Genomic DNA, 22,436 nt, shown 5'->3' with positions numbered 1-22,436 from the left:
ACGATATACTAGAGGAGAATAATTGGTAATTAACTCCTAAAGTAGAGAAAATAGATTCATCTCATTACAAATTGAAAGCGAATTGAATTGATGGAAGATCAAACAGGTTAAAACAAATCTTCTTGAAAGTTGTACATAGTGCAATCAAGAATTGGTATGAAAAGAATAAAGAGTTTGTTGAGGCAGGAACAACAATTTTGATAAAACTCCCACTATAATTCATATATTGTTTGTTTATATAGTGTAATAAAATAAATAGATGTATAATTATATTGGGTGATTTATATATAAGATTAATAGGGAGAGGGAATCGATAGAATGGAAAAAGCTTTTAATATTAAACGAGTAGTAGTCGTTTTAATAGCGATTGCAGCAGTAGCTATTGGGTATTTCATGTTTCAATCTATTACTTCACCAGCAAAAGCTGTTGCGAAACAAGAAAATGTAATACAGCTTGCAAGTGAACAACCGAAAGTTGAAATGAATAAAACGGTACCAAGTCGTTTTAATGGACAGGAAAGAAAAGTTGCTTACCTTACATTTGATGATGGGCCAGGAAAATATACGGCTGAATTATTGAATATGTTAAAACAGCATGATGCGAAGGCGACATTCTTTTTAATTGGTGCGAATGTGAAACAGTTTCCTGATTTAGTAAAACGTGAAAATGCAGAAGGACATTATGTTGGAATGCATAGTATGACACACAATTTTGCGAAGTTATATAAAAATGGCGAGTATGTTAATGAAATGAAAGAAGATCAAGGCTTAATCGCAAATATTATTGGGAAAGCCCCTAGATTAACACGTCCTCCATACGGATCGATGCCTGGTTTAAATGAAGGTCTCCGAAATAAAGTAGTTGAGGATGGTTTAAAAGTGTGGGACTGGACAATTGACTCTTTAGACTGGAAATACAATAAAGTACCAGTGGATGCAGCGGCAGCGCAAATCGCTCAAAATGTATTAGCTGGTGCAACAAAACCGCAAGAAGTCATTTTAATGCACGACATTCACCCGCAATCAGTTGCTGCTGTGCCAGCAATTTTAAAGGGTCTAAAAGAAAAAGGTTATGAATTTGAGGCATACCATGAAGAGAATCACTTCCCAGTGAATTTCTGGCACGATAACCGTATGTAATTGGAGGAATTGAAGTTGAAGTATGGAAAAGTAGCAGTAGTTGGAGCATTATCAGTAGGATTATTATCAGGTTGTTTCGGTGAAAAACCAGAAGAAAATTTATATACGGCTTTTGAAACAGCAGCGACACAAGAAAAATCGTTAGCTGATGATACGAAAAAGTTAGAGCAATTAGAAAAGCAAGGGCAAGAACTATATTCTCAAATTTTACAAGAAGGTAAAGAACATAATGAAGCAGTCACGAAGAAGATAGAGGAAGCTACTGCAAATGTAAATGAGCGTGAGAAAGTATTGAAAAACGAGAAAGAACTGTTAGAGAAAGCTCAGAAGGAGACGAAATCAGTTCAAAGCAATATAGAGAAGCTTGAAGATAAGAAATTACAAAAACAAGCTAAAGCAGTAGAAGAGTCGTATAAAAACCGTTATGCTGCATTCCAAAAAATGAATGAGGATTACACGAAGGCGTTAGCGAATGAAAAAGAGCTGTATGAAAAATTAAAAGTAAAAGAAACGAAGTTAAAAGAAATTGGTGAAAAAGTTAAAACTGTTAATGAGTTAAATGTGGAAGCGCAAAAGGCGAAAGAACAATTTAACAAACACACAAAAGAGTATAATGACAGTAAATTAGCATTTTACAAAGATGCACAGATTAAGACTAAAGAACAAAAATAAAGAATGACCTTAATTGTAATAAAAAAGCTATAGAAAAAGCCGGGGAAACATTGTGAAAAATGTTTTTTCGGCTTTTGTCGTTAAATGAATAGAAAAGACTGGAATTGATATCATAAAAGAGTTATAGTGTATTATTCAAAGGAAAACATTGTAAAGTAAGGAGAATGAAATATGTCATATGAATTTTTATTCAAATTAGGTTTAGCACTCTTTTTAGGATTATTCATCGGGATAGATAGGCAGCTAAAGAATAAACCGCTTGGTGTGAAAACAAGTATGGTTATTTCCGTAGCGAGTTGTTTAATTACAATGGTTTCAATTGAATCTGTAAATGTATATTCTGTACCGGGTCATACGAATATGGATCCAATGCGATTAGCTGCCCAAATTGTTAGTGGTATCGGTTTTCTTGGGGCGGGGGTAATTTTACGAAGAAGTAATGACGTTATTTCTGGATTAACGACAGCTTCAATGGTATGGGCTGCTTCAGCTTTAGGTATTGCGATTGGAGCAGGATTTTATATACAAGCGACGGTTGCTATGATTTTAATCATTTTAGCAATCAATGTACTTCCTCAAATTGTGAAAATTGCAGGACCGTATTCATTGAGACAAAAGGACTTATCAATAAAGATTACCGTGAATGAGCATCGGGAGTTAGATGGGATTTTTAAGCAAATTAAAAATTTAAATATGCAAGTGAAGCGAGTGAAAATTAAAGATATTGATAATGGAGCATCTCAGCAGTTAGAAATGGTCATTTTAGCTCCGGAAGATTTATATACAACTGAGTTATATAGTTCTTTAAAAGAAATCGATCATGTTGTTTCTGTTGAAGTTGAAAGTAGATAAAAAGAGTGAGGAAAATTCACTCTTTTTTTGTATGAAAAAACATTCTGTTATTATTATTTTCAAAGGGGATGAAAAGGATGGAGTTACATATTAGAAGGGCAATAAAAGATGATATTTCGGCAATAGCAAAAGTGCATGTGGATAGTTGGAAAACAACGTATAAAGGGATATTTGCAAACGGAATTTTAGACAATATAACGTATGAACAGCGAGAAAAACAATGGAGACATATTTTTCAAAAAGAAGACAATCATCAATACAGATTTGTTGCAGAGACAGTAAGTGGAGAAATTATCGGATTTATCGATGGGGGAGTTGAAAGAACAGGTACATATAATTGTGATGGGGAATTATATGCAATATACATTTTACAAGAATATCAAGGAATGAAGATAGGACAAAGATTATTTCAAGCTTTACTATCGAATTGTAAAAAAGATAATATGCAATCTTTTTTAGTTTGGGTGGTTGCTAATAATCCTTCTAAAAAGTTTTATGAAAAATATAATCCGGAAAAAATTGACACGAAACTTTTAGAAAGACTAAACGTAGAAGAAATAGCATATGCTTGGCGAGATATGGATTGTTTATACAAATCACTATCAATTTAGAAGAAGATAATATTATTATGTAAACTTAATTTACAAGAATGAAAAAATACATCAATTATTATATTGGTGTATTTTTTGTTGATGGATTAAACGTTTTGAAAAGATGAAAAGTTTAGTTAGATAAAAAAATTCTGAAATATATCTTGAAATGATTATCATTATCAATTAGAATCATAGTTGATAATAAAATTCAACTGTCAGAAGTTTTATAAAAAAATGATAGTGTTCGTCTAAAAGAGGAGGAGCAGTATGCAGCATGCGAAACAAATCGCGGAACATGCAACAATACAAAGCTTTTTAAATTGTTATTTAAGAGAAACAGGAAGTGGAGAATGGATTACGGAGGATAAAAGGATAGAGGATATTTTCTGCCATTCATTTCAAAGAGATACTATCCCCACTTATTTATGCTGCCCTTTATCGGCACAAAACGTTACTTTGTATGGGGAAGTTATATATAAATCATCAACGGACCGTCATCTATTTGGAGAACAATTTTATTACCAAATTGGCGAAAATAAAAATGTTATTAAAGCAGATTATATTACGGTTATTATGTTTTTAATAAAGGAAATGTCTATTAACTATGGAGAAGGTACGAATCCTGATGAACTTATGCTTCGAGTTATTAGTAGTTGTCAAAATATTGAGAAGTTTATACAGGGAAGGGAGCAGGATACAGCTGAATTATATGGTTTCCATACGACTTTTATAGAGGCGGAGCAATCTTTATTATTTGGACATTTAACTCATCCTACACCAAAGAGTAGACAAGGTATATTGGATTGGAAAAGTTCAATGTATTCTCCTGAATTAAAAGGGGAGTGCCAACTTCACTATTTTCGGGCACATAAAAGTATAGTAAATGAAAAGTCATTGTTACAAGATTCCACAACGGCGATGATAAAAAAGGAATTAAAGTACGATGAAAAGGTTAATCAAGAATTTATTGAAAAGTACTGTCAAGAAGATGAATATTCATTAATTCCAATCCATCCGCTACAAGCAGAATGGCTATTACATCAATCTTATGTGCAAAATTGGATGAATCAAGGCGATCTTGAATATATCGGTCCAGTAGGTAAGTGTTATATGGCGACATCATCACTTAGGACGTTATATCATCCTCATTCCAAGTACATGCTTAAATTTTCATTCCCTGTAAAGGTGACGAATTCAATGCGTATTAATAAATTGAAGGAACTTGAGAGTGGTCCTGAAGGGAAGGAAATGTTAAATACTAAAATTGGTGAAGTGTTAGAAAAGTTTCCTGGGTTTGATTTTATATGTGATCCCGCCTTCATTACAATAAATTATGGTATGCAAGAGTCCGGATTTGAAGTAATTATTCGGGAGAATCCTTTTTATAGTGAAAATGCGAATGACGCAACGCTTATCGCTGGATTAGTACAAGATGCAATTCCGGGTGAAAGAACTCGTTTAGCAAATATTATCCATCGCTTAGCGGATTTAGAAGGTAGAAGCTGTGAAGAGGTAAGTTTAGAGTGGTTTAGACGATATATGAATATCTCTTTAAAGCCAATGGTATGGATGTATTTACGTTATGGCGTGGCATTAGAAGCGCATCAACAAAATAGTGTTGTTCAATTGAAAGATGGTTATCCAGTTAAGTTTTACTTCCGTGATAATCAAGGTTTTTATTTCTGCAATTCAATGAAGTCAGTGCTAGATAATGAACTAGCTGGTATTGGCGAACGCACTGGGAATTTATATGATGATTACATTGTAGATGAAAGATTTCGTTACTATTTAATTTTCAATCATATGTTTGGACTAATTAATGGTTTTGGTACAGCAGGATTAATAAAGGAGGAAATTCTTCTTTCGGAATTAAGGTCTGTACTTGAATCGTTCCTTCCATATAACCGCGAACCTTCTACATTTTTAAGTGAATTGTTGGAAGAAAATAAATTGGCATGTAAAGCAAATTTGCTAACGAGATTTTTCGATGTTGATGAACTGACAAATCCTTTAGAGCAAGCAATTTATGTAAAAGTAGATAATCCACTCGTTAGAGAAGTGGCTGTTCGTTCATAAGTAGTGTTAAAATTTCACGTAATACAGATAATGGAATTTGATATTCCGTACTATAGCGGAGGGATTTATGAAAGAAGAAGTTTATCACACAAAAATATTGAAGGCACTCCAATCAAAAGAGTACATTTCAGTAAGAAGAAGAGTATTCCGGCAGTTAGTAGAATCGTTAATTTATGAAGAAATCATTACGCCGATTCGTATACAAAAGGGAGAGCAAATACTTTTTATTATACAAGGTCTTGATGAAAAGAATCAAAATGTAACATACCAGTGCTATGGACAAGAACGTATGACATTTGGGCGTATTTGTTTACATGACTCATTAATAATGAGAGTTCAAGATGAGGAAGAAGAAATACAATCAGTTTCACAATTTTTACAGGAGATTTTTCGAATTGTTCAAGTGGATCGAACGAAATTGGATTCTTTTATTCAAGAATTAGAACAAACAATCTTTAAAGATACGATTGCACAATATGAGAGAAGTTGTGAAGAAGACTATATTGTGAAGTCTTATGATGAGCTTGAAGGTCATTTAATAGATGGACACCCGTATCATCCTAGCTATAAAGCACGTATCGGTTTTCAATATCGTGATAATTTTCAATATGGATTTGAATTTATGCAGCCAATGAAAATTATATGGATTGCAGTTCATGAGAAATATACGACTGTAGGCTATGAAAGTGAAGAGAGTTATAACTGTACCTTTAAAGAAGAAATTGGTGAAAAGAAAATCGAAGAGTATATGGATCGTATTCGAAAAATGGACTGCGATTCGAAGAAGTATATGTTTATACCTGTTCATCCTTGGCAGTGGGAGAACTTTATTATTCCGAATTATACTGACCATATACAGGATAAATATATTATTTATTTAGGGAAATCAGAAGATGATTATTGCGCGCAGCAGTCGATGCGGACATTAAGAAATGTTACGAATACAGCGAAACCATATGTAAAGTTATCAATGAATTTACTTAATACTTCAACCATCCGTACATTAAAACCACATTCGGTTGTGAGTGCGCCTGCTATATCGAATTGGTTAAAAGATATAGTAGATCATGATCCGTATTTAAGGGATGAATCGCGTTTAATTTTGTTAAATGAATTTTCGAGTGTTACGTACGATGTGAATAAAAAAGCTACACATGGCTCATTAGGATGTATTTGGCGTGAAAGCGTTCACAAATATTTAGATAAGGAAGAAGAGGCAATCCCATTTAACGGTTTATATGCCAGGGGAAAAGATGGGACACCAATTATTGATTTGTGGTTAAAGAGATATGGAGTAGAAAGCTGGTTAAGATTGCTTATTCAAAAAGCAATTATCCCAGTTGTACACCTCGTTGTAGAGCATGGAATCGCATTAGAATCACATGGACAAAACATGATTTTAGTTCATGAAGAAGGAATACCAGTCCGTATTGCACTAAAAGATTTTCATGAAGGACTGGAGTTTTATCGTCCATTTTTGAAAGAACTCGGAAAATGTCCTGACTTTACTAAAATGCATAAAACATATGCGAATGGTCAAATAAATGATTTCTTTGAAATGGACCGTATTGAATGTTTGCAAGAAATGGTTTTAGATGCGCTGTTCCTGTTCAATCTAGGTGAATTGGCTTTCGTGCTGGCAGATGAGTATCAGTTGAAAGAGGAACAATTTTGGATCATTCTTGTTGAAGAAGTAGAAGATCATTTTGAAAGATTTTCACACTTGAAAGAACGTTTTGAAGCATTACAATTATATGCACCTACATTTCATGCAGAGCAATTAACGAAGCGTCGTTTATATATGGATGTGGAATCGCTTGTTCATGAAGTTCCAAATCCATTGTATAGAGCAAAGCAACTTACAATACAAAAATCAGTTGTTACAGGGGGAAATCATGCTAATCGTTAATAAACAAGAATTTAGCAAATATGATTTTGAATTGAAATTACAAGGTTACGAGGGAGTGGAACAATTTCAAGAAGCAGAAGGAAATAGATTTGCACTTTGTCTGAAAGACCCATTCGATATTATTACGCTTGTGTTTTTCCTAAAAGAAAAAAGAGCATCTGTATTACTTATTCATGAAGATACGCCAAAGGATACAGCTATTGAAATGGCAAAGCGCGCAAAGTGTACTGCACTTTTATACGGAGAAAGTAACGACTTTACAAAATTAGAAGTTTCAAATCTATTACAAGAAGAACCGTCTTTATTACAATATAGTTCAGGTACAACAGGAGAGCCAAAACTAATTCGTAGAGCATGGACGGAAATTGAAACGGAAATTGCTGCTTACAATAAAGCTTTAAAATGTGAAGAAGACGAAGTGCCAATTGTAATGGCTCCAGTTTCACATTCATACGGATTAATTTGTGGCACGTTATCAGCAATTACGAGAGGTAGCAAGCCTATAATCATCACAAATAAAAACCCTAAATTCGCATTAAATATAATTCGTAATACCGAAAAACATATCATATATGCAGTACCACTTATGTTACATATTATGGGGAGTTTTCCACAAGGGACGTTTCAGTTTCATAAAATTATGACATCAGGATCACCTTTGCCAGAAACGCTATTTTATAAGTTAAAGGGCATGACGAAATACATGATGCAGCAGTACGGCTGTTCTGAAGCCGGTTGCATTAGTATATGTCATGCTATGGAAACACATTTGGATTTAGGAAAACCACTTCCTCATGTAAGTATTAACATAGGTTCAAATGAAGATGAACCTGAAGAAATCGTAGTGAAAATTGCTGAAAAGGAGATTTATACGAAAGATTTAGGGTATAAATCTGAGCAAGGCCTTCATTTTATGGGGCGAATAGATGATGTTATTAATGTGTCCGGTCTAAAGGTCTTTCCTATAGAAGTGGAAGAAACGATGCTTCGATTAGAAGGTATTCAGGAGGCGATTGTATACCGGGGCAAGCATCCTGTGATGGGGGAAATTGTAAAAGCGAAAGTAGTCTCTCGTATTGAACCAGTACAAATAAGAGAATGGTGCATACAGCATTTACCGTTTTATAAAGTACCGCATGAAATTGAAAATGTAGCAGAGATTCCGAAAAATAAAACAGGGAAAGTAAGTCGTAAGTTATTAGAGATGGGAGAGATAACAACATGAGGCGTGAAATGTTAAAAGAAGCAGTTTTAAGCATTATGAGAGAAAAAATGGAACTGAAAAATGTAACGCATTTAGAAGAAACGATGCGTTTAAATCAAGATTTATATATTGATTCAGTAATGATGTTACAGCTTATTGTATACATTGAAATGGAATTAAAGCTATGTGTTCCAGAAGATGAGATAGATCCAAAGGCGTTTCTTACAGTAGGATCTTTGCTTGACTTTATGGAAGAGTTGCAGCCGTTACACGAAGTAAATGTGAATAACTAACCTTTTAGGAAAGTGGATGAGAGTATGACTTCAATTAAAGTTCACTGTTTAGTGAGTTGTTTTTGTGAAATTATAAAAAGGCGTAGTGATATAGATTTCCGGCCATTTTATTTCGGATTATGGGATGGAGATTTTGATATAACAGAAGGCGGGATTATTTCTTATCATTCCGAAAACATTAACCATGATAACTACTTACTCTGGTATGAAAAATTGTATGGTATTAAAGTGAACGAATGGTACGATCATTCAAAAGATAAAAATAGCAATGTAGAAACATTTTTAGAATTAGTAGAAAATAAGCCGGAAAATCGTTACGTAATTGTAATGGTTGATATGTCTTTATTGCCTGAGAGAGAAAATAAGTTTCATCAAAAACCGTTTCCGCATTACTTGATGATATCGAAGACAGAGAAAGAAGATGAATGGTTCATGCTTGATCCTGATTTTCGCTGGGAAGGGAATATGGAAAGAGAAAAAGTGCTCCATTCTGTTAAAGACAACCCATTTGGTGGAGGCTATTTCATTGATATAGAAGGAATTCAGGAGCCAACACAAGAGATGGTAGAAAGTTATTTCATGGAAACATTCAAAAAAGATGATAATGAACTAACAATGGAATTAAAAGAATTAATAATAAAAATGGTAAATGAAGAGGATGGGTATTCACTTTCCGGGCTCGTAACGGCAGTAAAGCAAATACCCGTATTGGCAATACGTAAATATAGCTATGAACATGCCTTTGCATACTTCCGTGAAACTCTACAATATTCGGAGCAAGAATTTGATTATTGGTGTGATCGAGTGGAAGACATTGTACAAGGGTTTACAAATGTACAGTACCGTGCTATTAAAATGGCAATGACAAATAATAAAGATATGTTATTACCGATTATTGAAAAACTTGATGAAATGAATACAATTGAACTGCAGATTAAGGATGAATTAGAGAGACAGTTTCTGTCATGGAAAGATATGAAAACAAATCAGTCTGTCTTAACTAATACAAGTTCATTGAATTTAAGGTAAGGGAGCTCAAACCAATGAAATATTCGCTATGTACAATTTCATTTCGCCATCAGCTAATTTCATTTACTGATATTGTTCAATTTGCATATGAAAACGGTTTTGAAGGAATTGAGTTGTGGGGGACCCATGCACAAAATTTATATATGCAAGAGCGTGAAACGACAGAACGAGAAATAGATTATTTAAAGGATAAAAATTTAGAAGTTACGATGATAAGTGATTACTTGGACATATCATTATTAGCAGATTTTCAAAAAACGCTGGAAAAATGTGAACAGTTGGTAACACTAGCTAATTGGTTTAATACAAATAAAATTCGTACGTTTGCTGGGCAAAAAGGTAGTGAGGATTTCTTGGAACAAGAGAGAAAAGAGTATGTGAAGCGAATTCGCATGATTTGTGATTTATTTGCTCAGCACAATATGTATATACTATTAGAAACACATCCAAATACGTTAACGGATACTTTACCGTCTACTTTGAAATTGTTAGAAGAAGTAAATCATCCATATTTAAAAATAAACCTTGATTTTCTTCATATATGGGAGTCTGGTGCAGACCCGATAGATAGTTTCCAGCGACTAAAGCCGTGGATACAACATTACCATTTTAAGAATATATCATCAGCGGAGTATTTACACGTGTTTGAACCAAATAATGTATATGCTGCTGCTGGAAGTCGTATAGGAATGGTCCCATTATTTGAAGGTATAGTAAATTATGATGAAATCATCCGGGAAGTGAGAGATACTAATCATTTTGCTTCGCTTGAATGGTTTGGGCATAATGCGAAAGATATATTGAAAGAAGAAATGAGAGCATTAACAAATAGAAAATTAGAAGTAGTAACCTCATAAGATGAAATGATGTAAGAGTCTCGTTTAAGAGACTCCTTTTTTTTTACAGAATAAATAACCAAAAATTACCATGTATTTAATTTCGGATTTGATACAATTTAATATATATAAGGAGGTGATCGGTAATGGCTAGAAATCGTAACGCTAATCAATTAGCATCACATGGAGCACAAGCAGCTCTAGATCAAATGAAATATGAAATTGCACAAGAGTTTGGTGTACAGCTTGGAGCTGATACTTCTTCACGTGCAAACGGTTCTGTAGGCGGTGAAATTACAAAACGCCTTGTAGCGATGGCAGAACAACAGCTTGGTGGCGGATATACTCGCTAAATGTAGAAGGTTATAGGAGAAAGGAAGGATTCTTCCTTTCTTTTTTATTTTCAATTAATTGGTATGGATATATTGTGAACAGGATTCAAAGAATAGGAGTAATGCTATATTTTACCCGATTTCTTTTGTTGTAAATGGAAAGTAGTAAAGATGAAATAGCCCTGATGGAATGTAAAAATAATTTCCAGCAGGGCTATTATATGGTAAGAAATATATGATGAAAGGTTCCGAAATTAACATGTTAAAAAAAGAAAACTGTTGTTTAATTGCACTTGCATCAGTTCCACTTGTTATGACGCTAGGTAATTCAATGCTTATTCCAATCCTGCCAACCATTGAAAAGAAATTACATATTTCATCTTTCCAAGTATCCATGATTATTACAATTTATTCTATCATTGCAATTATACTTATACCGATTGCTGGTTATTTATCAGATAGATGGGGACGAAAGATGGTAATGGTTCCAAGTTTATTAATTGCAGCTATTGGAGGAGCGATAACGGGCTGGGTATCATGGAAAGTTGATAACCCTTATGTTTGGATTCTTATCGGAAGAGCAATTCAAGGGATAGGTGCTGCTGGTGCTATGCCAGTTGTCATACCATGTGTAGGTGATTTATACAAAGATGAAAAACAGGTTAGTGCAGGTTTAGGAATCATTGAGACGTCAAATACATTTGGAAAAGTATTGAGTCCCATATTAGGATCAGCTCTTGCAGCTATTGTATGGTTCTTACCATTTTGGGCGATTCCAGTTTTATGTGTAATATCGATTGTTTTACTACTGGTGCTAGTAAAGGCGAAGAAACAAGAAGAAGAAGTCCCACCACTTAAAGAATTTATTCAATCTATTATCTCTACGTTTCGAGAAAAGGGAAGATGGTTAATTGCCATTTTTATACTAGGTGCAATTATTATGCTTATTTTATTCGGAATACTTTTTTATCTGTCAACTATATTGGAGTCGAAGTACGATATTCATGGTATATGGAAAGGGTGTGTACTCGCTATTCCTTTACTTGTACTATCACTTAGCTCATATATGGCTGGTAAAAAAATTGGAGATAAACAAGATATTATGAAAAAGTGTATCTATATTGGATTTTTACTGGCTGCTGCATCTGTATTCTTACCTTTATTTCTAAAAGGAATCTATTTGCTACTTCTTTGTCTCGTTATTATGGGGGGAGGAATTGGTATGGCGTTACCGTGTCTAGATGCTCTTATTACACAAGGGATTGAAAAAGAGCAGAGGGGGACAGTTACGTCATTTTATAGTTCAATGCGATTTATCGGTGTAGCAGCTGGACCACCCCTGTATTCTTTTTTTATGAAAGGGGCGGACCATGAAGTATTTTATTTAACAAGCATCTTCGCTGCTATTGGTGCGGTCATAGCAATTATTTGGATTAAACCAGCAAAAGATACAATGATGGTAAAACAGAAGCCGGAACCAACGTCATAATCCGAAAGAGAATTGCACAACATGCAATTCTCTTTAATTAGTTAGGAAAAATAACTTGTTTTAACATATAAAGTGCGACTCCCCATATGATTAGCCCTGAAAATTTATTTAATACTGTAATCGTTTTTCCTGTCGAGTCTAATCCTTTTAGAAATTTTCCAGCAAAAGCTAAACTAATAAACCAAATCCAAGAAACTATAATTGTTGCAAAAGTGAAAGCCCATTTCTCACTTCCTATGTACTGTATAGAGTTTGTTCCGATTACACCAATTGTATCTAAAATTGCGTGTGGATTTAGTAATGAAACCGATGCGGTGAAAATAATTTGATTTTTTAAAGGCATGCTTTTTTCTTGCTTTACATCATTTGAAGGATCGCTTCTCCAAATAACCCAGCCCATATACATAAGAAAGAAAAATCCAATCATATACAGAGTGGTTGTTAACCAAGAAAAAGTAAGGAGTACAAGGGATACACCTTGTACAGCAATTAATATTAATAATGTATCACATATAGATGCAGTCAAGACTACAGGAGCAGCTCGCCAAATATTTGGTTGACTCGCGCCTTGATTAAAGACGAAAACATTTTGGACACCTAATGGAATGATAAGACCAAATGCAAGGATGATACCGTGAATAATTGCTTCACTCATCATATTACCTCCTACTTAATGTGATTAGTTATGATAGTGTATATTGTATAGAAGAAATGAAAATTTGTATCCATCCATATGGTTGGATAGGTTACCAACCATAAAGTATGTGAGGTGATATAGTGGAAAGGCTCGTTTGGAAACCTAATATGTCTTCGTCTATTCCTTTATATAAACAAATAGAATCTTATATAAAAGAAAGAATTGTTAATGGGGAATGGACAGTTGGAACTAAATTACCTTCACAAAGAAGTTTGGCGCATACGTTTGAAGTGAATCGAAGTACAATTGTAATGGCTTTCGATGAATTAGTAGCAAAAGGGTATATTGAGGGGAATGGCCGGAAGGGAACAATTGTTATAAATAATAGTGAGAGTACTTCTACATATGCCCCGCCTCCAAACTGGCAGTCTTATGTAGAAACAGGACTTCATTATCCGAATCTTCCTGCTGTACAAGAGATTAATCAAGCTGAATTTACTCCCAATGTAATTCGATTAGGAACAGGTGAACTTTCACCGAGTCTCTTGCCTGAGAAAAAGATGAAGGGTATTATTGATAAAATTTTACAATCAAATGTTACACTTGGGTATGAGGAACCGAAAGGAAATCTCCATTTAAGAAAAAAAATTGCGGAATATTTAAAAGGGCATGGGGTATATGTATCTCCTGACTCTATTTTAATTGTTTCGGGGGCAATTCAAGCACTGCAACTTATTTCTATGGGTCTTCTTCCGAAAGGAGCGTCAATTTTATTAGAAAAACCATCATATTTATATTCGCTTAATGTATTTCAATCAGCAGGAATGCGCTTGATTGGAATACCAATGAATGAGAATGGTATAAATACTTCATATATTATAAAATATAAGAAACAATTTAACGCATCTATTTTATATACAATCCCATCTTTTCATAATCCGACCAATTTTAGTATGAACGCTAAGAAGAGGGAAGAAGTGATGGAGATATGTAATGAAATTGGATTGCCTATTATTGAGGACGCGGTATATCAAGATTTATGGTTCGATGCACCAGTTTCAAAGCCTTTAAAGGCATATGATAAAAATGGTATCGTGCTACATATTGGAAGTATGTCCAAAGTCATTAGTCCTGGTTTAAGAATTGGATGGGTTGTTGGATCAGAATCCGTTATTCAAAGATTAGCAGATATAAAAATGCAAACTGATTATGGTTCAAGTTCTATATCCCAGCAGATTGCAGCGGAGTGGTTTGAAAATGGATTGTATGATGAACATTTACAGTTTGTAAGAAGTGAATTGAAAAAACGTAGAGATTTTATGATAAGTATGTTAGAAAAGTATTGTAGTGGCATTGCAACTTGGCATGAGCCAGTAGGAAGCTTTTATATTTGGTTATATATGAATATACCAATTTCGAATCGTAGTTTATTTGACAAAGCTTTGCAAGAAAAGGTGTTATTAAACCCAGGCACTTTGTATGATAGAAGTGCTAACCAATTTTTACGTCTTTCTTATTCCTATGCAACTATAGAAGAAATTGAAGTTGGAATAAAAAAGATCGCGCAATTAATTAAAGGGTAAAAGGAGAAAACCATGAAACAATATGTGATTTGCCAAATGATTGATGGAGATAAATATTTAGCTGCTTATGCGGAAACAAAACAGGATGCAATTGAAAAAGCAGAATTATTAGGGTTAAGAACTGGAAATCGTTACATAGTAATTACCGCAGAAGAAGCAGAAGGGTTAACTTATCCTTAAATAATGGGAGAGTACATAAGAAGTAAATAAGCTTAATAATGTACTATATTATTAGGCTTATTTACTATTAAAGTGTGATAGGGAAAATAATATAATTATGAGTCAAGTTGACGGAAATACCGATTTGTTTTTCGATCCTGATTTCCGTCTCTATATTCATCAACATATTGCCTGAAGTTCCAAGATTGTAAAAACTTATTAGCGGCATTATAACCAGAGTTATAGAGCCATTCTTTCTCTTCTTTAGTTAATTGAAAATTAGTACTTGTAATGGTTCCTGTTGGAATTGTAATAGTTCTAGCCTTCGATTCTTTATCTAAATGACGTAAATCATGAGCTTGCATCATCGTTTTAAATAGTCCTTTGAACATGGAAATAGGTTCTTCATAGTGGGTGGGATCAGCTTGAATCTCATCTTTTACAAAATGAAATCCAAAGGTAGGCCAGCGAGGAGAAGTCGGTGAATCGAAAATCCAAATTGGATAATTACTTAAAATACCGCCGTCAACCATATAACAAGGTTGTTTCCATTTCGGTGTTCTCCATTTCACTGGTTCGAAGAAGAAAGGAATGGTTCCACTCATTCTAACTGCTTTAGCGATAGGGAAGCGATAATTTAAAAATCCATAGTTTGGCAAGTCATCGGGAAAAATAACCATTTTACCATTGCTTATATCTGAAGCGATAATTTTGAGTTTATTCAAATCGGGTAAGTCTGTAAATAAATGAATTCCTTTTTTTCGAAGCAGGTCCTCTAGCCATTCTTCGAGAAATACATTTGAATAAATGCCTAGAGTAGACCAAGCGCTTAATCCTTTACCAATAAAGGGGATTCTATCAAGAAAAGTTTTTTTAGTGAATTTTTCATAATCAATGTCAGTTACAATCGTTTTTAATTCGGAACAGGAGTATCCTGCTGCTAAAAGCGCTGCGATAATAGCACCAGCTGATGTCCCTGCAACACGTTCCCACTCATAGCCTTTTTCAGCTAACGCGCAAATTGCTCCTACGTGTGCAATTCCCCGTACACCGCCTCCCTCGAAAACACCATCAATCTTCATAAACGTACTCCCTTTCATATAAATAAATTTTGAAATGGCAAAAAAGCACGTATTTTACGCGCTTTTTTACAATAGTTTTTAAGTTTACTAGCAGCCTACAAAGCCGCCCCAACAGCTAGCTCCAATGATGATTAGAAGGATAAATAAAACGATTAATAAAGCGAAACCTCCATAACCACAACCACCACCGCAACTACCGCCGTAACCGTAACCACCGCCGTAACCACCGCAACTATATCCGTAACCCATGTGGAATTCCTCCTTATATTAAAAGTGAAAATGAACGAGGGAAAGTATACTGTAAGAAATTATGAGATATCATGTTTGTAGGAACAATGTATACTATGCTCTTTTAAACTTGTTCGCGTACGAGGGAAGAGCCCGTTTTTTCTTGAGCTTGTTGAATTTACAATGAATGGAGTATAATCTTTGTGCTATGATACAAATAAGTATGTAAATGTAAGGAGAATTTATGGATAAAAAAATTGAAGTGTTAATTGATAAATATGGACTGACACATTTAAAAGAGGAGCTTATTAATACTGTATTTCCTTGTGTAAAAGTTGTGCCAAAACAACAGGAAACAATTGCGATAGGTAGTTCAAAAATGGGCGGAGTTCCTGATTTGCCGGATACATTTGAATATCCAACATACAAAGAGAATCCGTTACGTTTTATCGCACAGTTTAATTTAAGTGATTTACAAAACGTTGGTATGGATCACAATCTTCCTAAGACAGGGATGTTATATTTCTTTAGTATTGAAAATTACTTTGAAGAAGATGTGGATCCAACCAAAGTTGGACGTGGACTTTATTATGATATCCCTGTAGAGAAATTACGTAGAGCAGATGAAGTTCAGGGGGAATTTAATCAATGTGCAATTTCATTTGAACTGACGTATAAATTACCTGAGCTTTTCATTGAAGATGAGGCGGATTCAGATCGTTTCTTGCAATTACTTGAAGAGCTAATCCCAGACAACTATGATAATCATCAAATGTTTGGAGAACCATTCTCTGTACAAGACGAGGTATTGTATGAGACTGGACAATATATGGGAATAGATCCACAGCATATGACGCTCTTATTCCAAATTGATTCAGATACTAAAAATTGTAATATGATGTGGGGAGATTTAGGAATGCTTTATTTCTGTATTGGAAATGAAGACTTGAAAAATCGCCATTTTGAAAATACATGCTGTGTATTACAAACTTGTTAATGAAGAAGGTTGTTCTTGTAAAAAGAACAACCTTTTTACAATGTTAAATATGCATAATCTCATATGACCTATTTTGAAAAGTATTGTATACTCTGAAACTATACGATACTTTTTCGTATAGTTATAGAATGTAAGGAGTGACAAGATGAGAAAGCCAAATAAGTATGTGACAGTTGCCCTGCTTTGTTCAACAATTGTAATGGGTGGCTTACACGCGTCGTCTGTATCTTACGCAGCTACGAAATCGACTGTAGTTACTACACAATCAGATGCTAAATTATTAAATGATTTTCGAAAAGAATTAAAAAAACATATTGATAATCGAGATGAAAATATTACAATCGCATATAAAACAAAAGATAGAAATGCTAGAGATGTTATGGACCAATTATACAAAGAATATAATAAAATTGTAGATGCTGATGAGTATGTAAAATATAATGTAGCGTCTACTAAATATTCTATAAAAGGGATGCCTGGGAATTATACATTTACATTACAAGTGAAGTATCGTGAATCAAAAGAGCAAACACAGTATGTAAAGTCTCAGGCGAAAGCAATTGTAAATTCTATCATTAAACAAGGCATGGATGAAAATGAAAAAGTGAAAGCTATTCATGATTATGTTGTGAAACAAGTATCATATGATACGTCTTATCAAGCATATACAGCGTATGAAGCGTTAGCGAATCGTTCTGCCGTTTGCCAAGGATATACATTGTTAACATATCAATTACTAAAAGAAGCAGGTATTCAAAATCATATTGTAACAGGTACAGGGAATGGACAAGCTCATGCATGGAATTTAGTGAACATTGATAACAAGTGGTACCACCTTGATACTACATTCGATGATCCGGTGCCAGATAAAGCTGGGCGCGTAACATATTCATATTTTAATATGTCTGATGACCAATTAAGCAAAGACCATGAATGGGATCGTAGTAAATATCCAGCGGCAACTACAAGTTACTTTGGTGAATTAACAAGCAAAATAAAAGCCGGTAGTTCAAAAACTGCTGTATATGAACAAATGTTAAAAGAAACAAATTTAAAGTATTTATCTGCACAATATGGAGCGGAAAATTACAATGATTTTAAGAAAAAATTACAGCAACAATTTGCTTCCAAGCCAGAAAAAGTAGAAGTACGATATAAGCAGTCAATGGATGGAACAATGCAAGATATAAAGAAAGTATTAAATGAAATAACTTGGCCAAAAGGTGCAAAGCGTGTATCTTATCAAGTTGCGCCATATAGTGCAATGACAGGTTATTCGTTAGCGACAATTACATTTACGTATTAATGAAAAAGAGCATCTTTAAAAGGTGCTCTTTTTGCGTTTTATAATCATTGTATTGACTGTTTTGAATTGTGCGATAAAATAATTGAAAATAGAGGATGTGAAAGCTGAATGAATTTGTTCGAAAATAATATATTCACATTGATATATACTTGTTTAGTAATCGGACTTATCGTTTTGTTTTTTGTATCATTTACTCTGTTCATTAAAAGATTATTGCAAAACAACACTATGAAAAAACAACACGTGATCAATATGAATCAGAAGTTAGATTGGATTATTGAATTGCTTGAAAAAGATAAAAAAGAATGATGGAAGATGGATAAAAAGGAGGAGCAGATGGCGAATTATATAAAGGAATTACGTGAAAAAATAGGGCATGATTATGTTATTTTGAATTTTGCAGGTGGTTGTGTATTTAATGAATTTGGTGAAGTGCTTCTGCAAAAAAGAGGAGACTTTAATGCTTGGGGATTTCCGGGCGGTGCAATGGAAATTGGGGAGTTTGCTGCAGAAACTGCGATCCGAGAAATTAAAGAAGAAACAGGATATGATGTGGAAATTGATGAGCTCATTGGTGTGTATACGAAATATTTTCAAACATATCCGAATGGAGATCAGGCACAGGCAATTGTAATATTCTTTAGGTTTTCAATCGTTGGAGGGAACAAAAAAATAGACGGTGATGAAACATTAGATCTGAAGTTTTTCCCGTTAGACAAAATGCCGCCATTGTTTAATAAACAACATGAAGATTGTTTGCAGGATTTATTAGAGAAAAGAGTAGGGGTATTTCGTTAATATATAGAAAAAGAAGCTAATTTCCATTTAGCTTCTTTTTCTATATAATTTACTTCCACCAATCATCAAACATAGATGCTGGGACTTGTCTTTTATGTTCACTCACTTTGTAACGCTTCTCGATCTTTTCAGCAACGTCAGCTGGAACGGATTTACCTTCTAAATAGTCATCTAATTGATCGTAAGTAATACCTAATTCTGTTTCATCAGCTTGACCTGGTTTTTCATCTAATAAATCAGCTGTTGGCATTTTTAAGTAAAGTCGCTCGTCTGCACCTAACTCTTGTAATAAAGCACGTCCTTGGCGCTTCGTTAAACCTGTTAATGGTAATAAATCTGCACCGCCATCTCCGAATTTTGTAAAGAATCCTGTTACAGCTTCAGCCGCGTGATCAGTTCCGATAACAAGTAATCCTTGTTGTCCGCCGATTGCATATTGTGTAACCATGCGAATACGTGCTTTTACGTTTCCTTTATTGAAATCTGTTAATGATTCACCTAATAAGTTTTCATATTGATTTGAGAAGGAATCAACAGTTGAAGCGATATCAAAAGCAACAGATTGATCAGCTTGAATAAATTGTAATGCTAATTGTGCATCATCTTCATCTTTTTGTACTTTGTACGGAAGACGTACGGAGATAAATGTTGCGTTACCACCTTCATTACGAACTTCTTCGACTGCAAGCTGCGCTAAACGTCCTGCAAGTGTAGAGTCTTGTCCGCCGCTAATTCCAAGTACAAATCCTTTAGCACCTGTTTTTCTTACATAATCCTTTAAGAAATCAATTCGTTTACGAATTTCTACTTTCGGATCAATTACAGGTTGAACATGTAGTGCTTTCATAATTTGTTCTTGTAATGTCATTATGTTTTCCTCCTATTCATATTAAAGCGGTAAATAAGTTTATATGTATATTGAAACATACTTCTATCCTTTATTATTTCGCAAAACTAACGAATATACAATAGAATGCGTGTATGAATATGAATGAAGTTATTATAAATAAATTGTTTTGTATAAGCAATTTTTTTAAACCTTTCAATAATGTAAGGTTTTTGTCATTTGAATCGATGGAAGGTATTTCCGTACTTTACTAATATAAAAGCATAGTTAGTAGAAGGGCGGAGAAGTAGTATGAACATTAGAGAACTCGCATTTCGAAATGTAACGCGAAATAGACGAACATACTCAGCTTATTTTTTGAGTAGTGCATTTGCCATTATGGCCTTTTTTGTGTATTCATTTTTTGCGTTCCATCCGGCATTAAGTGCGGGAGAGTTAGGACAGTACGTATTCGTAAGTATGTCTTTTGCACAGTCTATTATTTACTTATTTACATTCTTCTTTATTTTATATTCAATGGGAATGTTTTTAAAAACGAGAAAGCGTGAACTAGGAATTTTAATGATGCTAGGTATGACGAAATATCAATTAAAGCGTCTTATCTTCTTTGAAAATATTATGATTGGAATAGGGGCAATAATTTTTGGGATTCTTTCAGGTATGTTATTTTCAGGAATATTAATATTTGTAGCCCCGATGATTTTAAAATTAGATATTTCTTTATCCTATTACATACCGATGAAAGCGATTGTTGTAACGAGTATTATGTTTTTCGTATTATTTATGATTATTTCATTGTTCAGTGCAGGAATGGTTCGTAAAAATAAAATTATGAAATTGTTTAGAGGATCAGCAGAGGCGAAGCCAGAACCGAAAGCATCAATTATTTCTTCTATATTAGCAGTAGTATTGCTTAGTGCTGGTTATGCAGGCGCTCTTATGTCACATGGTGCAATGGTATTTATTATGATGATTCCTGTTACAACGGTAGTCACTATCGGTACGTATTTGCTGTACAAGCAGTTGAGCGTCTTTATTATTCGATTATGTAAAAAAAGTAAACGTTTCTATTGGACACAGACAAATATTATTACTTTGTCAGATTTAGCATACCGTATGAGAGATAATGCAAGGATGTTCTTTATTGTAACAATTATTTCAACAGTAGCATTTTCAGCAATAGGTACATTGGTTGGGTTTGCTTCGATGACGAAAGAAATTATGGACAGACCAATTGCGTTTCACTATCATTCTAAGCAAGGTAATAGCAATGAGTCACAGCATCTGAAGATTATTGACGAAGGATTAAAGAAACATAATATAGCAGCTTCAAAAATAAATATTTCATCGAAGACAACGGAGGAGCAGTCGTTAAGAAACGCCAGTTTTATAAAAGAATCAGATTATAAGGAGTATGCGAAGTTAACGGGGGAACCGTTCAATACTTTATCAGACAAAGAAGCCTTATTTCTATCAGTAGAAATACCAGGGCCACCGATAAAGGAAAGAAAAGAAATTTCTTTCCAAAATGCCAATGAGCCCTTAAATGTGAAAAAAGTTAATGATTCTTCACTAAGTAAAATACTTATGGGTAATGTGTATGTAATCTCTAAAAATCAATATGAGTCATTACAAGATGGATTTAAAGAAGAAAAAGATTATATGTATAAAACAAAAGGAACGAAAGATGAAATTGAGGTTGGTAAAGAGCTTACGAATCAGATTAAGCCTTATCAAGAACATGCAACGTTTAGTGCAGAAGAGTACGATCAAAATCAAAGTTTACAAATCGCAGGACCCATTTTATTTGTAGGTTTCTTTATTGGTATTGTATTTTTCGTTTGTGCAGGAAGCTTCCTTTACTTCCGCTTATTTTCTGATTTGGAGGACGATACTCGTTTATTTGAAATGATTCGAAAAGTTGGATTGACGAGAGGCGAATTATCGAAAGTAGTCACAATCCGCTTAGCGCTTTTATTCTTCGTTCCAGTTGGAGTTGCAACATTACACGGGGCAGTAGCATTAACTGCGTTAGGACAGATGTTTGAGTACTCACTGTTTAAAGAAAATACAATTGTATTAAGTATTTTTGTAAGTATTCAAGTTGTATACTTCTTAATTATACGATCTCGTTATTTAAAACAATTGAAAGAAAGATTGAATATTCGTTAAATGTGTTTTTTTAACTTTTGTACTATATTTTCTAAAAAGAGTAAGCCATTACCAAATATATAGTGATAAAATGAAAATAGCGAGGTGAAAAAAATTAATAGAGAGTAAGGGGGGAGTAACATGAAAGCAACAGGAATTATTCGAAAAGTAGATGAATTGGGACGGATAGTTATTCCTAAAGAATTACGAGATGTATTAGGAA

General features: G+C 33.9%; 24 protein-coding genes. 20 read left to right on the top strand and 4 right to left on the bottom strand.

All coding sequences use genetic code 11. The features are described 5' to 3' along the window. Window positions 1–318 precede the first annotated feature (318 nt). The 12 genes from V7038_RS25505 to V7038_RS25450 all read left to right on the top strand — a co-directional run bounded on the left by V7038_RS25505 (window position 319) and on the right by V7038_RS25450 (window position 12,425). Window positions 319–1,140: a peptidoglycan-N-acetylglucosamine deacetylase gene (locus V7038_RS25505; RefSeq protein WP_335695824.1), complete on the top strand. Its 822-nt coding sequence runs from the start codon at window positions 319–321 to the stop codon at window positions 1,138–1,140. 15 nt (window positions 1,141–1,155) lie between these two features. Then, window positions 1,156–1,812, top strand: coding sequence for a YkyA family protein (locus V7038_RS25500; RefSeq protein ID WP_002202330.1), 657 nt, complete (start codon window positions 1,156–1,158; stop codon window positions 1,810–1,812). Between the two features lie 171 nt (window positions 1,813–1,983). Beyond that, window positions 1,984–2,664 carry an MgtC/SapB family protein gene (locus V7038_RS25495; protein WP_002118443.1) on the top strand — a complete coding sequence of 227 codons (681 nt, stop codon included), beginning with the start codon at window positions 1,984–1,986 and terminating at the stop codon, window positions 2,662–2,664. A 77-nt stretch (window positions 2,665–2,741) separates the two neighbouring features. Beyond that, window positions 2,742–3,275 carry a GNAT family N-acetyltransferase gene (locus V7038_RS25490; RefSeq protein WP_002202329.1) on the top strand — a complete coding sequence of 178 codons (534 nt, stop codon included), beginning with the start codon at window positions 2,742–2,744 and terminating at the stop codon, window positions 3,273–3,275. Window positions 3,276–3,524: 249 nt separating this feature from the next. Next, window positions 3,525–5,333 carry an IucA/IucC family protein gene (locus tag V7038_RS25485; protein ID WP_002202328.1) on the top strand — a complete coding sequence of 603 codons (1,809 nt, stop codon included), beginning with the start codon at window positions 3,525–3,527 and terminating at the stop codon, window positions 5,331–5,333. A 67-nt stretch (window positions 5,334–5,400) separates the two neighbouring features. After that, complete coding sequence (locus V7038_RS25480; protein ID WP_002202327.1) at window positions 5,401–7,242, top strand: IucA/IucC family protein; 1,842 nt, start codon at window positions 5,401–5,403, stop codon at window positions 7,240–7,242. Further along, window positions 7,229–8,467, top strand: a complete 1,239-nt coding sequence (locus tag V7038_RS25475) for an AMP-binding protein (RefSeq protein ID WP_335695823.1) — start codon at window positions 7,229–7,231, stop codon at window positions 8,465–8,467. The genes V7038_RS25480 and V7038_RS25475 overlap by 14 nt, the downstream gene beginning before the upstream one ends. Continuing rightward, window positions 8,464–8,739 (top strand): petrobactin biosynthesis protein AsbD, encoded by a 276-nt coding sequence (asbD, locus tag V7038_RS25470; protein ID WP_002202325.1) that lies wholly within the window; start codon window positions 8,464–8,466, stop codon window positions 8,737–8,739. The genes V7038_RS25475 and asbD overlap by 4 nt, the downstream gene beginning before the upstream one ends. 24 nt (window positions 8,740–8,763) lie before the next feature. Then, entirely contained in the window at window positions 8,764–9,768 is a 1,005-nt protein-coding gene (locus V7038_RS25465) for a DUF6005 family protein (protein WP_002202324.1), read from the top strand. Between the two features lie 14 nt (window positions 9,769–9,782). Further along, window positions 9,783–10,625 carry a sugar phosphate isomerase/epimerase family protein gene (locus V7038_RS25460; RefSeq protein WP_002202323.1) on the top strand — a complete coding sequence of 281 codons (843 nt, stop codon included), beginning with the start codon at window positions 9,783–9,785 and terminating at the stop codon, window positions 10,623–10,625. Between the two features lie 125 nt (window positions 10,626–10,750). Continuing rightward, a complete protein-coding gene (locus V7038_RS25455; RefSeq protein WP_000113539.1) occupies window positions 10,751–10,957 on the top strand; it encodes an alpha/beta-type small acid-soluble spore protein in 207 nt (68 codons plus the stop codon). A gap of 217 nt (window positions 10,958–11,174) precedes the next feature. Beyond that, a complete protein-coding gene (locus V7038_RS25450; RefSeq protein ID WP_078173203.1) occupies window positions 11,175–12,425 on the top strand; it encodes an MFS transporter in 1,251 nt (416 codons plus the stop codon). A 37-nt stretch (window positions 12,426–12,462) separates the two neighbouring features. Here V7038_RS25450 and V7038_RS25445 read toward each other — a convergent pair whose 3' ends face one another. Further along, window positions 12,463–13,080 carry a LysE/ArgO family amino acid transporter gene (locus V7038_RS25445; RefSeq protein WP_016104587.1) on the bottom strand — a complete coding sequence of 206 codons (618 nt, stop codon included), beginning with the start codon at window positions 13,078–13,080 and terminating at the stop codon, window positions 12,463–12,465. A gap of 122 nt (window positions 13,081–13,202) precedes the next feature. On the opposite strand from V7038_RS25445, the gene V7038_RS25440 reads away from it, so the two are divergent. Next, a complete protein-coding gene (locus V7038_RS25440; RefSeq protein WP_335695822.1) occupies window positions 13,203–14,645 on the top strand; it encodes a PLP-dependent aminotransferase family protein in 1,443 nt (480 codons plus the stop codon). Between the two features lie 12 nt (window positions 14,646–14,657). Then, complete coding sequence (locus V7038_RS25435) at window positions 14,658–14,825, top strand: DUF3933 family protein (RefSeq protein ID WP_000816387.1); 168 nt, start codon at window positions 14,658–14,660, stop codon at window positions 14,823–14,825. Window positions 14,826–14,920: 95 nt separating this feature from the next. Here the strand turns inward: V7038_RS25435 and V7038_RS25430 are convergent, their stop codons facing one another. Further along, on the bottom strand, window positions 14,921–15,886 hold the full coding sequence (locus V7038_RS25430) for a patatin-like phospholipase family protein (RefSeq protein ID WP_002202320.1): 966 nt from the start codon (window positions 15,884–15,886) through the stop codon (window positions 14,921–14,923). A gap of 87 nt (window positions 15,887–15,973) precedes the next feature. After that, on the bottom strand, window positions 15,974–16,135 hold the full coding sequence (locus V7038_RS25425; protein WP_002012392.1) for a YjcZ family sporulation protein: 162 nt from the start codon (window positions 16,133–16,135) through the stop codon (window positions 15,974–15,976). Between the two features lie 223 nt (window positions 16,136–16,358). Between V7038_RS25425 and V7038_RS25420 the strand changes: the two genes are divergently transcribed. The 4 genes from V7038_RS25420 (at window position 16,359) to V7038_RS25405 (ending at window position 19,215) form a co-directional block, all read left to right on the top strand. Further along, entirely contained in the window at window positions 16,359–17,111 is a 753-nt protein-coding gene (locus tag V7038_RS25420; RefSeq protein ID WP_335695821.1) for a YwqG family protein, read from the top strand. Between the two features lie 145 nt (window positions 17,112–17,256). Beyond that, window positions 17,257–18,417, top strand: a complete 1,161-nt coding sequence (locus tag V7038_RS25415; RefSeq protein ID WP_002202317.1) for a transglutaminase domain-containing protein — start codon at window positions 17,257–17,259, stop codon at window positions 18,415–18,417. A 108-nt stretch (window positions 18,418–18,525) separates the two neighbouring features. Continuing rightward, window positions 18,526–18,726, top strand: a complete 201-nt coding sequence (locus tag V7038_RS25410) for a DUF4083 domain-containing protein (protein ID WP_070139160.1) — start codon at window positions 18,526–18,528, stop codon at window positions 18,724–18,726. 27 nt (window positions 18,727–18,753) lie between these two features. Continuing rightward, entirely contained in the window at window positions 18,754–19,215 is a 462-nt protein-coding gene (locus V7038_RS25405) for an NUDIX hydrolase (RefSeq protein ID WP_335695820.1), read from the top strand. Window positions 19,216–19,264: 49 nt separating this feature from the next. On the opposite strand, the gene nadE is transcribed toward V7038_RS25405, so the two are convergent. Next, the gene (gene nadE / locus V7038_RS25400) at window positions 19,265–20,083 is read right to left on the bottom strand and encodes an ammonia-dependent NAD(+) synthetase (RefSeq protein WP_002158229.1); all 819 of its coding nucleotides are present in this window, start codon (window positions 20,081–20,083) and stop codon (window positions 19,265–19,267) included. Between the two features lie 270 nt (window positions 20,084–20,353). On the opposite strand from nadE, the gene V7038_RS25395 reads away from it, so the two are divergent. Beyond that, a complete protein-coding gene (locus V7038_RS25395) occupies window positions 20,354–22,234 on the top strand; it encodes an ABC transporter permease (protein ID WP_335695819.1) in 1,881 nt (626 codons plus the stop codon). Between the two features lie 120 nt (window positions 22,235–22,354). Continuing rightward, window positions 22,355–22,436 (top strand): AbrB/MazE/SpoVT family DNA-binding domain-containing protein (locus tag V7038_RS25390; RefSeq protein ID WP_438825120.1); only part of this gene is annotated, 82 nt, incomplete at its 3' end.

The organism is Bacillus sp. JJ783, assembly GCF_036963225.1.
GTDB classification, from domain to species: Bacteria; Bacillota; Bacilli; order Bacillales; family Bacillaceae_G; genus Bacillus_A; species Bacillus_A cereus_U.
Note: the sequence above shows the minus strand (reverse complement) of the source record. Positions and strands in the feature narration are given on the sequence as shown.